At 38.0% G+C, this 14,663-nt stretch carries 12 protein-coding genes; 2 read left to right on the top strand and 10 right to left on the bottom strand.

Annotated elements, in window-relative coordinates; all coding sequences use genetic code 11:
* Positions 1-78 precede the first annotated feature (78 nt).
* The 9 genes from ltrA to J5J03_RS14615 form a co-directional block, all read right to left on the bottom strand.
* Positions 79-1,338 carry a group II intron reverse transcriptase/maturase gene (gene ltrA, locus J5J03_RS14655; protein WP_208585947.1) on the bottom strand — a complete coding sequence of 420 codons (1,260 nt, stop codon included), beginning with the start codon at positions 1,336-1,338 and terminating at the stop codon, positions 79-81.
* Positions 1,339-1,925: 587 nt separating this feature from the next.
* Positions 1,926-2,321 carry a transcriptional regulator SpxA gene (gene spxA / locus J5J03_RS14650; protein ID WP_208590521.1) on the bottom strand — a complete coding sequence of 132 codons (396 nt, stop codon included), beginning with the start codon at positions 2,319-2,321 and terminating at the stop codon, positions 1,926-1,928.
* A 223-nt stretch (positions 2,322-2,544) separates the two neighbouring features.
* Complete coding sequence (locus tag J5J03_RS14645; protein ID WP_208590520.1) at positions 2,545-3,147, bottom strand: GNAT family N-acetyltransferase; 603 nt, start codon at positions 3,145-3,147, stop codon at positions 2,545-2,547.
* 136 nt (positions 3,148-3,283) lie between these two features.
* Positions 3,284-4,504: a putative glycoside hydrolase gene (locus J5J03_RS14640; RefSeq protein ID WP_208590519.1), complete on the bottom strand. Its 1,221-nt coding sequence runs from the start codon at positions 4,502-4,504 to the stop codon at positions 3,284-3,286.
* Between the two features lie 205 nt (positions 4,505-4,709).
* Positions 4,710-5,657, bottom strand: a complete 948-nt coding sequence (locus J5J03_RS14635; protein WP_208590516.1) for an ABC transporter ATP-binding protein — start codon at positions 5,655-5,657, stop codon at positions 4,710-4,712.
* A complete protein-coding gene (locus tag J5J03_RS14630; RefSeq protein WP_208590514.1) occupies positions 5,650-6,714 on the bottom strand; it encodes an ABC transporter ATP-binding protein in 1,065 nt (354 codons plus the stop codon). The genes J5J03_RS14635 and J5J03_RS14630 overlap by 8 nt, the downstream gene beginning before the upstream one ends.
* A 12-nt stretch (positions 6,715-6,726) precedes the next feature.
* Positions 6,727-7,875 (bottom strand): oligopeptide ABC transporter permease, encoded by a 1,149-nt coding sequence (gene opp3C, locus J5J03_RS14625; RefSeq protein WP_208590512.1) that lies wholly within the window; start codon positions 7,873-7,875, stop codon positions 6,727-6,729.
* The gene (gene opp3b, locus J5J03_RS14620; protein ID WP_208590510.1) at positions 7,875-8,807 is read right to left on the bottom strand and encodes an oligopeptide ABC transporter permease; all 933 of its coding nucleotides are present in this window, start codon (positions 8,805-8,807) and stop codon (positions 7,875-7,877) included. The genes opp3C and opp3b overlap by 1 nt, the downstream gene beginning before the upstream one ends.
* A gap of 339 nt (positions 8,808-9,146) precedes the next feature.
* Entirely contained in the window at positions 9,147-10,880 is a 1,734-nt protein-coding gene (locus J5J03_RS14615) for a peptide ABC transporter substrate-binding protein (RefSeq protein ID WP_208590508.1), read from the bottom strand.
* A gap of 162 nt (positions 10,881-11,042) precedes the next feature.
* Between J5J03_RS14615 and J5J03_RS14610 the strand changes: the two genes are divergently transcribed.
* On the top strand, positions 11,043-11,408 hold the full coding sequence (locus tag J5J03_RS14610) for a DUF3899 domain-containing protein (protein WP_208590506.1): 366 nt from the start codon (positions 11,043-11,045) through the stop codon (positions 11,406-11,408).
* A 465-nt stretch (positions 11,409-11,873) separates the two neighbouring features.
* On the opposite strand, the gene J5J03_RS14605 is transcribed toward J5J03_RS14610, so the two are convergent.
* On the bottom strand, positions 11,874-13,352 hold the full coding sequence (locus tag J5J03_RS14605; protein ID WP_208590504.1) for an aldehyde dehydrogenase family protein: 1,479 nt from the start codon (positions 13,350-13,352) through the stop codon (positions 11,874-11,876).
* A gap of 271 nt (positions 13,353-13,623) precedes the next feature.
* On the opposite strand from J5J03_RS14605, the gene trpS reads away from it, so the two are divergent.
* Positions 13,624-14,622, top strand: coding sequence for a tryptophan--tRNA ligase (trpS, locus tag J5J03_RS14600; protein ID WP_208590503.1), 999 nt, complete (start codon positions 13,624-13,626; stop codon positions 14,620-14,622).
* Positions 14,623-14,663: the final 41 nt, after the last annotated feature.

Below are 14,663 nucleotides of genomic sequence, written 5' to 3'. Positions count from 1 at the left end.
AATCGAGATAGGGGGAGGTGACTAACCTCCGACCCTCTCACATCACCAAACATACGGTTCCGTATTTGGCGATTTCATTCAAGTCATACGTGAAAATTGATAACGAATAAACAAACTTTCTAGTCCTTGGCTTCCCCAATATCGGTTGCCGAGGGTTCTGTGTAAAATGGGGCTGTTCGCAATCCGCCAATAGGCTTTCCTTGTGTTGGCCCATTCCCACGCTTTCTCCTTCTTCACACCGAACCTTTGTAATTCTCGATACCTTGTCTTGACCAACTTCCATTCTTTCCATCGAATCATGCGGAGTCTACGTTGGATCCAACTATCTATCTGTTTCAGAACACTTGGTGCCTCGGTCAATTGGTAATATCCTATCCAACCGATTAAGTACCGATTTAATCGTTCGATTCTGGTCTCCATACTGATGTTTTCTTTCCTTGATGTTAAGGAACGGATTCGATCTTTGAGCCTCTTAATACTCTCTTTTGGTATGCGAACCTTTGGTCTCTTCTTGTGACTGGTGAAGGAGAATCCTAGAAATTTTCGTCTCCATGGACGATCAATCGCACTCTTTTGTTGATTCACTTTCAGCTTTAGTTTTCCTTCCAGGAATTCCGTCATGTTTTGTCTGACTCTCTGTCCTGCTCTTTTGGAACGAACGTAGATTTGACAATCATCCGCATAACGGACGAAGTGCAGTCCTCTGCGCTCCAATTCTTTGTCCCATTCATCTAAGACAATATTAGAGAGTAAAGGACTTAACGGGCCACCTTGTGGTGTTCCTTCTGTGTTCGACTGAACAAGTCCTTGCTCCATGACTCCTGCTTGTAGATAGCGACGGATTAATGTCAGCACTCTTGGATCGTTAATCCGTTTGCTCAGGGTGCGCATTAAACGATCATGATGTACTTTATCAAAGAATTTCTCTAGATCCATATCTACTACCCAACGACAGCCTTCTTGTATATACCCTCTTGCTTTCCTCACCGCGTCATGACCTCGCCTTTGGGGACGAAATCCATAACTATGGTCCGAAAACTGCGGGTCATATACTTTGGTCAACACTTGTGCGATCGCTTGTTGTAGAAAGCGATCTGTCACGGTTGGAATCCCTAGCTTCCTCTTTCCACCGTCTGGTTTCGGGATTTCGACTCGACGGACCGGTTGAGGTTGATAGGTTCCTGTTTCCAATTGTTGCTTGAGGATTGTCCAGTTCTCTTTCAAATGCACTCGTAGGTTTTGTACGGGCATTTGGTCGATTCCGTGGCTTCCTTTATTCTTTTCTACACGCCATATAGCTTGTAGTAGATTCTCTCGTGACAGTATTTGTTTTAACATTCGTTCTCTCTCCTACGTACATGATCGTTCTCTTTATGTGGTATGTGTTCTCCACCCTTCTCATGTCCCCCACGGGATTCACCGTTTCCTCCATGAGGAAGGAACTTGTGTTTCTGCTTCATCAAACCATACGTATCCCAAGTGATCATGTTCCTTTCCTGATTCCGCCCTTCCCTGTTCCTCTAGAAGAAACAGGTACTATGGCTTCTGCTGACTTCTGATAGTTCAGTGAATGTTCACACATCCGGTTACGGTAAGTGTACCGCTTTGCTATCAGACCTCCCGGGGTAAGCATCTACACTTCCTCCCCATATCCTTGCTTCATTTACTACCTATACCCTTCGGCAGTATGGACTTTGATGTGTTTGGCAGTCTCATCCAAGTATAAATAGCCTTCTATGAAGTTCGTGTTCCTCAAGGCGGGAATTTGCCTCCGACTTCCTTCAGATTCTAGGTCGCCCTAGACACCCTTGTCCTTGGCTAACTGGTACTACTGCCTTCCCAGTTCGGGACTTGAACCCTAGAGTTTAGATGCATGCCCGGCACACCAAAAAAGCAGATCTCAAAGATAAGATCTGCTTTTCCTTTTAGTTTACCATTCTTTGTGCTTCTCTTAATTGGAACGTACGAACAGTACGTGGTAAGAAGCGACGAATTTCATCTTCGTTGTATCCAACTTGTAACCTTTTCTCATCTAGAATAATTGGTCTTCTCAATAACCCAGGATTATCTTGAATCAATTGAAACAAATCTTTTAATGGAAGCTGATCCAAGTTTACATTTAATTTCTGGAATACTTTTGAACGAGTTGAAATGATCTCATCTGTTCCGTCTTCCGTCATTCTTAAAATTTCTTTAATCTCATCAAGCGTTAATGGTTCTGAGAATATGTTGCGCTCTTTAAATGGAATATCGTGTTCCTCTAACCATGCTTTCGCTTTACGACATGATGTACAACTTGGCGAGGTATAAAGTGTTACCATGTAACTTCACTCCTCAAAATGAATTAATTTATAATTTTTAGATGCTTGTCACTTACACCTTTTATTACTTTAAAATGAGTTTAATCTATCATCTATGTACTAAGTATACTATATCTTGTAGTGGAATGATAGGGGGTTATGTGTTTTTCTTCACTTTTTACATATCTTTGTCTTTATCAAAAGTATTCCCTTCCTATTCAACCCTAAACACCATTTTAAAATATTAATTATTTTTTTCTGGACGTTGGTTATCTAATACATCAAAGATATCATTCGCTTCTCGGTCATCATCATAGGTCAAAACTTCATCGACAGGCTGATAGGATTTCCCGTAAATTTCTTCATCTTTATAGGTATGTATATCTTCGTACATCCGTTTCATTTGCTTATAAATTTCTTCTTCATTTTCACCAGATGGTGACCAATATAAAATTTCTAATGAATTAGCCTCATCAGTTGCCAATGACTTTCTTGTATAACCAATCGAAACCGCATGTTTAAACCCTTCTCGTTGATAAAAGCGTAATCGCTTTGTTGAATCACTATCTTGATAATCAAAAGGTTCGACTTCTAAAATAATCGGTTTATTTTTTTCCTTTAGCTTTTCGATAAGCTTATGACCAATTCCCTGTCCACGTGACTCTGTGGAAACATAGACATAGTCAATAAAAAGAAAAGTAGGGAACTCTGCGTACATTAAAACGTGATGTGGTCCTTCATCTTTATAATAAACATCTCCTTTTTCTTTTAATAGCAATTCCATATGTTGTTTTGACTTCATTTCCTCTACAGGGAAATATTGCTTTAATTTCTCGTACCAGGTCATAAACTAATCTCCCCTTCAATAGTGTCATTCCAAATTGCATAGAATCACTTTCATTATACCCTCTTTTGCTATAATTAATCGCAAAAATGTCGTTGTATCCATTCAATCAATAGAAAAGACCTCACATTTGTGAGGGTTAATCTAATGGTGTATAATCGACTCCTTCTGTATATGAATTCCCAGCATTCCAAATTAGAAATTCATCAATACCATTCTCGTTTAAAGCTTTTATCTGTGCTTCCACTTCTTCCACCCCATACTGGAAAGTCGGTCCGCTGTATAGCCAAGGAGCTTCGAAATCTTGAATCCATGGTCTAGATACAGGTGGATTATCTAATGCACCTAACACTTCATTTTCCACTTTGGCATATTCATTGACGAGTTTATATGGTTCTTGATCAGGTTTATCAATACCAAAATAAGGTGTCCAATGACTAGGATAAATCATCGAAGAAATCACATCGACATTATCTGCAATTCTAGAGAAGTTTTGTCCAATACCAGGTGTTTCTTCAAGTGTTGCCGCATAGCCGAATATGTCCACTGACACATCAACATTATAAGTTTCTAATTCTTCCTTCGCATATGCAACAAAGTCCGTCACAGCTTCTACTCTTTTTTTAACTTCGTCCAGTTCGACATCTTTATAGTCACCTTGATCATATTCTAATTCCTTATCACGCTTTTCAAAGCCTTCAGGGAATCGAACATAGTCAAATTGGATTTCTTTAAAACCAAGCTCTGCTGCCATTTTGGCGATCTCAAGGTTATATTCCCACACTTCTTGTTGAAATGGACTTACAAAGGATTCTTCTTTACCATTTTCCCAAACTTCGCCATTTTTTGTGAATGATAAATCTGGTCTTGCTTTTGCTAAGACAGAATCTTTAAATACAACAACACGCGCTATTGGGTAAATTCCTTTCTCTTCAAGTGTTTTTAAGACTTCTTTTGGATCACTCATAAAATTTTGAGCAACCCCTTCATAAGGCAACTCTTCCTCGGGTTCATACGTAAGATATCCATGATCTTCTTTAATGTCAATTACCATCGCATTTAGATCGGTTGATTCAATAAGATCCAATAATTCCTCAAAGCGACTGCCACCAGCAGAATGACCTGTTACATAGATACCTCTAACCGCATCTGGATATTCAAATTGTAAATCAGATACAAACGAAAATCTTGCTAATGCTTCAGGTAATTCATGAATAAATAATTCTGTTTCTTTCTTCTTATGGGCTTGCGCTTGCAGTGTATCTTCCCCTTCTTTTTCAGCGCTTACTGTTGTTGTGATTGCCACTAACATAAGCATCGCAACCATCATGCTGACTGACCATTTTATGTACTTACGCATATACCATCAAACTCCTACAGCAAAATTTATGTATAGCTCTATTATATAGAATTTCTGTCCTCTTTTGTTAATATTCGTAGAAAAACTTTTTAAAATGATGGAATTTGGTTCTTTTATCTTAATCTTACTTTAAAATAACGTAAAATATACCTAGATTTTTGTTAATTCACTTGGAATGTTTGAGATAAATGCACACCCAGGGACACTAGTCACTGGGCGTTGGTCCAAATGATTGATTGACTTGGTACGCTTTATATGCTTCTTCGGTACATAATAACCAATGGCCTTGTTTCACTTCTCTAAATTTAGCATTGTCCGCATCATGTTGTGCGGGATCATAAATAGTCCGCTCACGGGTACGCTCAAAATCCGGATCCGGTAATGGAATTGCTGATAAAAGTGAGCGTGTGTAAGGGTGTAATGGATTTTTGTATAGCTCATCACTGTCTGCAAGCTCTACTATCTTACCTGCATACATTACTGCAATACGGTCACTAATATATTTAACCATCGAAAGGTCATGCGCAATAAAAAGATATGTCAACCCATGTTTTTCCTGCAATTCTTTCATTAAGTTAACTACTTGGGCCTGAATTGAAACATCCAAAGCGGATATCGGCTCATCAGCAATGATAAATTCCGGATCAACGGCTAATGCTCTCGCAATGCCAATACGCTGACGTTGTCCACCACTGAACTCATGAGGATATCGAGTTGCATGTTCTTTATTTAAACCAACTGTTTCTAAAAGTTCTTCTACCCGCTTTGTTTTTGCTGCTTCATGTTCGATCAACCCATGAATCTCAATACCTTCTAAAATAATTTCTTTTACCGTCATCCTTGGATTCAAGGATGCATATGGATCTTGAAAAATCATTTGCATTTGACGGTTAAATTGTTTCAAATCTTTTTTTGACTTGCGACCATGAACATCGATGCCATTAAATTTCACTTCACCACTTGTTGCATTATATAAGCGAATGATCGTTCTTCCAGTTGTTGATTTTCCGCAACCAGACTCCCCAACTAAACCAAATGTTTCACCACGATAGATGTCGAAACTAACACCATCTACAGCTTTGACAATACGTTTTCTCCCTGCTTGAAAGTGCTGTTTTAAATTTTTCACTTCTAAAATCTTATCATTATTCAACGTCGATTCTCCTTCCAGCAGAAATACTACCTTTCGCAATGCCTTTCATTCGCTTTTTCACCGCTTCAGGAGGTTCCACATCAGGTGCATCATCGTGTAGTAACCAAGTTGCGGCATAATGTGTATCTGACACCTTAAACATGGGGGGTTCTTCTTCCAAATCAATTTGCATAGCGTACTCATTACGGGCGGCAAATGCGTCCCCTTTGGGAGGATTCATTAAATCCGGTGGAGTACCAGGTATAGCCATTAATTTCTCATCTTCATTATCTACTGTTGGCATCGATCCAAGTAACCCCCAAGTATAGGGGTGTTTAGGATTATAGAAGATATCATCGACTGTGCCAATTTCAACAATTTTACCAGCATACATAACGGCTACACGATCGGCTACATTTGCTACTACTCCTAAATCATGAGTAATAAAAATAATAGAAGTTTCCATTTTCCTCTGAATTTCTTTCATTAGTTCTAAAATTTGTGCTTGAATCGTTACATCAAGTGCTGTTGTCGGTTCATCCGCAAGCAATACTTTCGGGTTACAAGCTAGGGCAATTGCAATTACAACGCGTTGTCTCATACCACCTGAGAATTGATGGGGATATTGATTCATTCGATTTGCTGGATCAGGTATTCCTACTAATTCCAACAATTCAATAGCACGTTTCTTAGCTTCTATTTTCGACAACTTTTGATGTAAAATCAAGCCTTCCATAATCTGTTTTCCAATTTTCATTGTTGGGTTTAAGGATGTCATCGGATCCTGAAAAATCATTGATATATCCTTTCCTCGAATTTTTTGCATTTCTTTATCAGATAGTTTTGTCAAATCTTTTCCATCAAATAGAATTTCACCTTCGGGAATATGACCAGCTGGCTTCGCAACGAGCCCCATCAAAGCTTTGGTTGTTACGGATTTACCAGAACCGGATTCCCCAACGATTGCCAATGTTTCACCTTTCTTCAATGTGAAATTCGCACCTCTTACCGCTTGAACAGTACCGCTATAAGTATCAAAGACTACATGTAAATGACGAACCTCTAAAATGGGTTCCATCTTCTCTGCACCTCACTTTCTCATCTTCGGATCTAATGCATCTCGTAATCCATCCGCTAATATATTAAAACCAATCATTAATAAGGAAATAATCACTGCTGGATAAAGCAGCATATATGGAAATACCCTATAATCATCAAAAGCTGTATCGATAAGGGTTCCTAGTGATGCGATCGGTGGTTGCAGGCCTAAACCAATAAAACTTAAAAAGGCCTCAAAGAAGATTGCGCTGGGAATCGTAAACATCGTATTAATAATGATCATGCCTGTCACATTTGGAATTAAGTGTTTCATCAATATACGCTTGTTGTTTGCACCTAATGTTCTTGCCGCTAAAATGAACTCTTGTCCTTTTAATTTTAGTACTTGCCCACGTACTATACGTGCCATCCCAATCCATCCTGTTATCGTTAGGGCAATCGTAATGGCAATTAACCCAGGCTCCAATAAAATGATCATTAAAATGACTACTACCAAATTTGGTATTCCGGAGAGAATTTCAATAATTCGTTGCATAATATTATCTGTTTTGCCACCATAATAACCAGATATTCCACCATAGATAACACCGATTACCATATCAATCATCGCTGCAAGAAAACCAATATATAAAGAAATTTGTGTACCATTCCATATACGAGTCCATAAGTCCCGCCCCATACTGTCAGTACCAAACCAAAAATATTGATCTTCTAATCCTCGCGCTGCATAAATATCTACTTCCATTGCTACCGTCACATAACCATCTTCACTTTCTTCTTTCGTGATCACTACTTCAGTATCTTGCACATATTCTTCTTCTATTTCATACCCAGCTAATCCACGTTCTATCGCCTCTTCTTTGGTTGCGCCTTGCACTTCATATGTTTGGATACCATCAAATCCGATTGCTTCTAATCCTTTAACCTTCGGCGGTAAATAAGCAGCATCATAATTCGCACCTTCATTGGTGTATTCATTCATGAATGGCCCAATGAAAGCAATTAAGATTATGAAGACGATGACGATTAACCCAGTAATAGCACCCGTATTTTTACGAAGCCGGATCCAAGCATCCTTCCAAAAGGAAAGTTGCGGACGCGAAAGTTCTTCATTGGCATCATCTGATAAATGGACACGTTTGAACTTTTCCAGGTCATACTTTTTTGTACCATTGTCCATTAGTCCTTCCCTCCTGTAATACGGATTCTTGGATCAATCATTCCATATAGTAAATCAACAATCAAAATGACCAAGATAAATAATACCGAAAATAGCATGGTTGTCCCCATAATAACAGGATAATCATTGACACTTATCGAACGAACAAATTGTTCACCAATCCCTGGCACAGCAAAAATCTGTTCAATAACTAATGTACCTGTCATCAAACTAACGGTCATTGGCCCTAAAACGGTAATAACTGGTATTAAAGCATTTCGTAATGCATGTTTAAACATAATTTTTGAATTTGAAACACCTTTTGCTCGTGCCAATTCAATATAATCAGAACCTAATACTTCAAGCATTTCGGTTCGCATGAAACGCGCACAGATCGCCATTGGAAATATCATCAGTGATATCGTGGGTAATACCGAATAAATCGGTCCTTCCCAAAAAGAGGGCGGGAAAATTCTCCATTGTACTGCAAAGTAATATTGCAAGAGTCCCGCGAATACAAATGATGGTATGGATATCCCGATAACGGCTAATACATTGGAAGAGTAATCCACCCAAGTGTTATGTCTAATCGCAGCAATCATCCCTAAAATAATCCCCAAAACAGAACCTATAATTAAAGCTTGAGCACCTAAATGTGCTGATGGACCAATTCGATCCAATATGATGTCTGTTACCGACCGATTATCATATTGAAACGACACGCCTAAATCACCTTGTACCATTCCAAGCATGTATTTAGCATACTGTACAGGAACAGGATCATTTAATCCATATTCTTCAAGTAAAATTTGCTCCTGTGCTTCAGTCATCTTGCCACCAAGTTCGTTGAACGGAGAACCAGGAAGTAATTGCATGAGAAAGAACGTCGCTGTTGCAATAATAAACAGTGTAATAATCATATAAATCAGTCGTTGTAAAATATATTTGGTCAATGCTTCCACCTCCTAAAGCATGAGTTCACCTTATAGGCAATTAAAAGTTCTAAGAATTCTTGGATTACCAGATGTTAGACTTCACATTGATTTTTCTTATCTGTTGAACATTGATGTGTAAAAAAAGAGTATAGCTTAACTGACCTAGGCTATACCCTCTTTTACCTTGCTATACTATAAAGTAAGACTATGAACAGTCGGAGTTTGTAGCTCCCACTGTTCATCAGTGAAACTTATCAGGGTGTAGTATCTGTTAACCCTCCACTTATCCTTGTATAGTTGAAGCTTGAAGTGGAGTCTTACAGATGTTTAGCACCGTGATAAAATTTGTCTTAAATGTTACTTAACAATATCCACATATTTAAAGCTGTAGTCGTTACCGAATGGGTTTAATGATTCCATACCTTTTAAATAATCTTTAGCAAGTACAGAAGTTTTGCGCTGCATAATCGGCCCAATAGCTGCTTCTTCTAACGCTATTTTTTCTGCATCTTGCATTGCTTCGAATCGTTCTACAGGGCTTGTTGCTAGCTCTCCTTTTGCTGCTTCTACAAGTGCATCATACTCTTCGTTAGAATATCCAATATCGTTATTTTCTCCATCTGTTATCCAAAGATCTACGAAGGAAATAGCATCCTTATAGTCAGGACCCCAACCGGATACTGCTAATTCATAATCTTGTTCACGCATAATTTCTAATTGTTGTGCCCATGGAACATTGTTCGCTTCAATCGTTAAGCCTTCTAAATTAGTTTCTAGTTCTGTTTTCATGAATTCACTAATATTTTTAGCGACATCACTGTCCCCACTTAAGAAGGATAAAGTCACTTCGTCAAACCCTAGTTCTTCTTTTGCGGCTTCCCAAAACTCCTGTGCAGCTTCGACGTCATAGGCTAAAACATCACTACCTGTTTGGAAATCTTCTCCTGTTTCTGGATGCTCAACAAAGCCTTCCGGAACAAAGAAATTAACTGGTGTTGAATCATTACCATAAACCACATCAATATACGCTTGTTTATCAAATGCTTTGGCTAATGCTTTTCTAAAGTTAAGATTTTGCATATATTCGCTTGCAGTTTCTGAATCTTGATTAAACTTCAACCAGAAGACACTTGTTTCCGTAAGAGAAAGAAATTCTGGACTTGTTTGATTATCTTGTACCTGTGCACCTGACAAGGTAACACGGTCTAATTCACCTACTTCATAGTTGGAAAGTGCTGTATCTGCATCTTTAATTACTTTTACCGAAATACCGTCTAATGCCACATTTTCTGCATCCCAGTATGTTTCATTTTTCTCAAATTTCCAACCTGCTTCAGCCTCCCATTCTGTCATTTTAAATGGTCCGTTTGACAGAATACTATCTGGAGACAGGGCGAAGTCATCACCGTGTTCCTCAACAAATTCTTGATTCATCGGTAAAAATGTTGGAAAAGCGGCATATGACTCAAAATAAGGTACCGGTTTCTCTAATTCAACCACAAATGTATGATCATCTGGAGCACTTACACCTAATTCTGATGGGTCTAATGGTTCTACATCAGATTCATTATCTTCTGTTACATAGATTTCAGCAGCATTTTTCACTTTGCCATTCATTAAGTAATTAGCATAAAATGAACCGTTATCCGGATCAACAGCACGTTGCCAGCCGTACACAAAATCGTGTGCAGTGACAGGATCTCCGTTTTCCCATTGAGCATCTTCCCGTAAGTGGAAAGTATACGTTAATCCATCTTCACTTATTTCTGTTTCATCTTTTTTTGCAATACCGGAAACTATTTCACCTTCAGGCGCCAGACGATACAAACCTTCATACACGGTATCAGTGTATTGAATGGATACATTATCCTCCGCAAGAATTGGATCCATTGTCGGAATATCAGAAGTAGATGCAATACGTAGAACTTTTTCGCCTTCTTCTTCCCCTTCGCTTTCACCTTCGCCATCTGTTTCATTTTCTTCCACATTGTCCGTTTCTTCTTCTGCACTATCGTTTTCAAAGGAACACGCAGCTAGTACTAAACCAAGAACAAGTGCTAACACTAACAACCACCATTTGTTACCTCTCATTTCAATACCCCCTATATATTTTTTTATAAAACATTAAAACTTATACTCTTTGAACACTGAAAACATCTACTAATATAAGCTGATAACCTGCCAAAGAAACCTGAATATTGCTAATATTAAATAAATATCTCATAATTAAAAAAGGAAAGGAGACAATTTCTCATGAAAAAATGGCTCCAGCATATAATTCTAATATTTGCACATTGTTTAGTGTGTCTACTATTAGTCATATTATTTACACGTCATGCTTCATTACTGGACTACATCAATATTACTTTTTATATCGGGACTTTTTATATAATGATAGGGCTATTACTTTATGTAATATCGAAGAAATTCTTTGATATTACATCTCTTAGTTTTAGAAAAGTGTTTACTAGAGTGAACACTCCGAAAAAATGGCACAGCAGCTTTGAAGAACAGCCATTACCTTCTGACAGAATCAAAACGAATTGGATAACTTTCTTTGTTATTCAAGGAGGGGCTCTACTAGGGATTATGCTAATATTATTTATATTTTATTATTAGATTTTAAAAGTATGTTAAATTCTATAAATTTTTGTAAAAATAACAATGTGGAAGGATTCTTACGATGGAATGTGGATTTTTCATGTACACAGCGAAGTGAGTAATTTTGCTAAAAAAGTAATAAGTTGACTTTTTACAATGGACAAAGTGTAAAATAGCTATTTGTGAGTAGAAAACAACCGTATTACTCCATGCTAGCGTTGTAGAGCATGATAATAGCGAAGGCCGCCCACTCCCACTCCTGTGGGAATCGTTTGGCCTAAAGATCCACTTTTTCGAGCGGTTTTTGCTCAGAAAAGTTAGCTGAAGGACAAACCCCACGGAAAGGGGAGTGGGTAGCCGGAGTGGTGGTCAAGCTATTCAAATATTTCATAATTAGCACTAAAGTAATTGACATCTACTTAGCATTTATTGATGAACCGGCGTATCGCATCTCATAAAAACAAGCAAAGATGATCTAGTGATTTATTCAGGAATGTAAGGCAAATCTCGATTTTTAGGAACGTTAATCACATGTGTATCAGTATATGCGAGAATTCCTTCTTTACCATATTCACGTCCTATCCCTGATTGTTTCACACCACCAAATGGGAAGCGGACATCAAGGCCCTGAACGGCTGCCGTATTAATCATGGTAGTACCGGCCTGTATATGCTTCGCAATCTCTATCGCGTGCTCTTCTTTCCCCCAGACAGAACTAGTTAAGCCAAAAATACTGTCATTGGCAAGTTCAATTGCATGTTGATCATTCTCAAAAGGTAAAATTGGAACGGTTGGACCAAACTGTTCTTCTACGACAATTGGGTCATTTTGATCTGCACCTAAAACGACTGTAGGTTGCATGAAATAACCTTCTTCAAATAAACCTTGATCAAGGACTGTGCCTAATTTCACTACCTTGGCTCCCTTGTCTTCAGCATCGTCCACTAAGCTTTGAACATAATCTGCTTGCTTTTGGTTATTAACAGGGCCCACTGTAACATTATCATCAAAAGGATCTCCAACCCGTATCCACTTGTTAGCCGCTTCTATATACTTTTCAACAAACTGATCATAAATTGACTGATCCACATAAACTCTTTTCGCAATCATGCAAATTTGTCCAGCAGTGAGAAAATTAGAAATAACTAAGCGCCGCATTGCCCTTTCATCATTTACATCAAAATCACTTAAGACAATGGCTGCATCATTTCCACCTAATTCTAATGTCATATGTTTAATAGTGTCCGCTGCCGCCTTCATGATGTGTTTTGCTGTTTCCGTTCCTCCTGTAAAGGCAATCTTGGCGATTTTAGGGTTCGATGTTAACTCGACACCAACATCTGCTTCTCCGTGTACCATGTTTAATACTCCTGGTGGAAATTCGTCTGCAATGATTTCAACAACTCTACTAACCGCAAGTGGCGCTAAAGGACTGGGTTTCAAAACCATCGTGTTTCCAGCCAATAATGCTGGTGCTATCTTAATAGTAGAAAGTGAGATAGGGTAATTCCAAGGTGTGATTGCAGATACAACTCCAATTGCATCTTTAGCAATAATCGTCTTGCCGTTATCGTGTTCCTGCACTTCGTTCTTTAATACTTCTTTGACATTATCACATGCATATTCCATCCACATCAGTGATACTCCAATCTCACCTTCGGAATCATAAAGCGCTTTGCCATGCTCACGTGATAACAATTTTGCAATTTCAGATGTGTTATCTTTAATTTTCTGAATCGCACTTCGCATACGTTCAATCCGATCATCAATTGAGGATTCCCTCCAAGTTATAAAGGTCTCGTGCGCTACATCAATTGCCTTGATGGTATCTTCCACTGTATTAACTGGTGCATAACCAACAATTTCATTTGGGTGTGCAGGATTTTCACGTGACTCCTGTTTATCAGCCTTATACTTTTCGCCATTGATAATAGCATCTATTATTATCTCGTTTTTAGACATAGATTTTTCTCCTTTCATGTAGAAATCTTATTATAGTTATACCCTGTACATCATATAATAATGCATCATATGACCGTTCCACTAAACAATCTTTCAACTTTGCTCTACAAGTGATATTATAAAAAGGAATCGAGTTATAAAGTGATATATTAATAAGAGAAATTATTTCTTACATGTGATAGAATTCAATTACGTATATGTTGGAATAAACGTAACAAGGAATAATTGAATCACAAAAAATATACATACAGGTTTATAGAGGTGAAGAAAAATGAACACAATTTTTTCAGGTATTCAACCGAGTGGTAGTCTAACATTAGGAAATTATTTAGGTGCGATGAAACATTTTGTCTCCCTACAAGAAAACAATCAATGTTATTTCTGTGTAGTAGACCAACATGCCATTACCGTGCCACAAGACAGATTAAAATTACGAGAAAATATTAAATCCCTTGCAGCACTATACATAGCTTCTGGCATTAATCCAGACAAATCTGTTCTTTTTATTCAATCAGAAGTGCCTGCACATACACAATTGGGTTGGATGTTACAAACGATCAGTTACATAGGTGAATTGGAACGCATGACCCAATTCAAAGATAAATCCCAAGGAAAAGAAGCTGTATCTGCCGGTTTATTAACTTATCCACCACTAATGGCTGCTGATATTTTGCTATATAATACCAACATTGTGCCTGTTGGTGATGATCAAAAACAACACTTGGAATTAACGCGTGACTTAGCGCAGCGTTTTAACCATCGCTTCAATGATATTTTTACGATTCCGGAAATCAGCATTCCAAAAGTTGGTGCACGTATTATGTCCTTACAAGAACCAACGAAAAAAATGAGTAAATCAGATGATAACCAAAAAGCATCTATTTTCATGCTGGATACGGAAAAACAAATTGAGAAGAAAATTAAAAGTGCCGTTACTGACTCTGATGGTATTGTTCAATATGACAAAGAGAATAAACCAGGAATTAGTAATTTATTAACTATTTATGCAAGTTGCACAGGTGAATCCATTAAAGAATTAGAACAAAGATATGAAGGTAAAGGTTATGGAGAATTTAAACAAGACACTGCAAATGCTGTGATTGAGACATTACGTCCGATCCAAGAACGTTATAACGCATTGATTAAATCAGATGAATTAGATGATCTACTTGATCAAGGTGCTGATAAAGCCAACTTTACTGCAAATAAAATGTTACGTAAAGCGAAAAAAGCGATGGGCCTTGGGCGAGTACAGAAAAAGAAAAAATAAAAAAAGCATCTATGCTAGTTAAGAAAACCGGCAAAACCCGT

This window comes from Gracilibacillus suaedae (assembly GCF_017599345.1).
GTDB classification, from domain to species: domain Bacteria; phylum Bacillota; class Bacilli; order Bacillales; family Amphibacillaceae; genus Gracilibacillus; species Gracilibacillus suaedae.
This window is presented reverse-complemented; position numbering and strand designations above follow the sequence as displayed.

Coding starts and splice junctions, on each gene's coding strand:
- ltrA (WP_208585947.1), bottom strand. CDS start 1,338: ATGTTAAAACAAATACTGTCACGAGAGAATCTACTACAAGCTATATGG.
- spxA (WP_208590521.1), bottom strand. CDS start 2,321: ATGGTAACACTTTATACCTCGCCAAGTTGTACATCATGTCGTAAAGCG.
- J5J03_RS14645 (WP_208590520.1), bottom strand. CDS start 3,147: ATGACCTGGTACGAGAAATTAAAGCAATATTTCCCTGTAGAGGAAATG.
- J5J03_RS14640 (WP_208590519.1), bottom strand. CDS start 4,504: ATGCGTAAGTACATAAAATGGTCAGTCAGCATGATGGTTGCGATGCTT.
- J5J03_RS14630 (WP_208590514.1), bottom strand. CDS start 6,714: ATGGAACCCATTTTAGAGGTTCGTCATTTACATGTAGTCTTTGATACT.
- opp3C (WP_208590512.1), bottom strand. CDS start 7,875: ATGGACAATGGTACAAAAAAGTATGACCTGGAAAAGTTCAAACGTGTC.
- J5J03_RS14615 (WP_208590508.1), bottom strand. CDS start 10,880: ATGAGAGGTAACAAATGGTGGTTGTTAGTGTTAGCACTTGTTCTTGGT.
- J5J03_RS14610 (WP_208590506.1), top strand. CDS start 11,043: ATGAAAAAATGGCTCCAGCATATAATTCTAATATTTGCACATTGTTTA.
- J5J03_RS14605 (WP_208590504.1), bottom strand. CDS start 13,352: ATGTCTAAAAACGAGATAATAATAGATGCTATTATCAATGGCGAAAAG.
- trpS (WP_208590503.1), top strand. CDS start 13,624: ATGAACACAATTTTTTCAGGTATTCAACCGAGTGGTAGTCTAACATTA.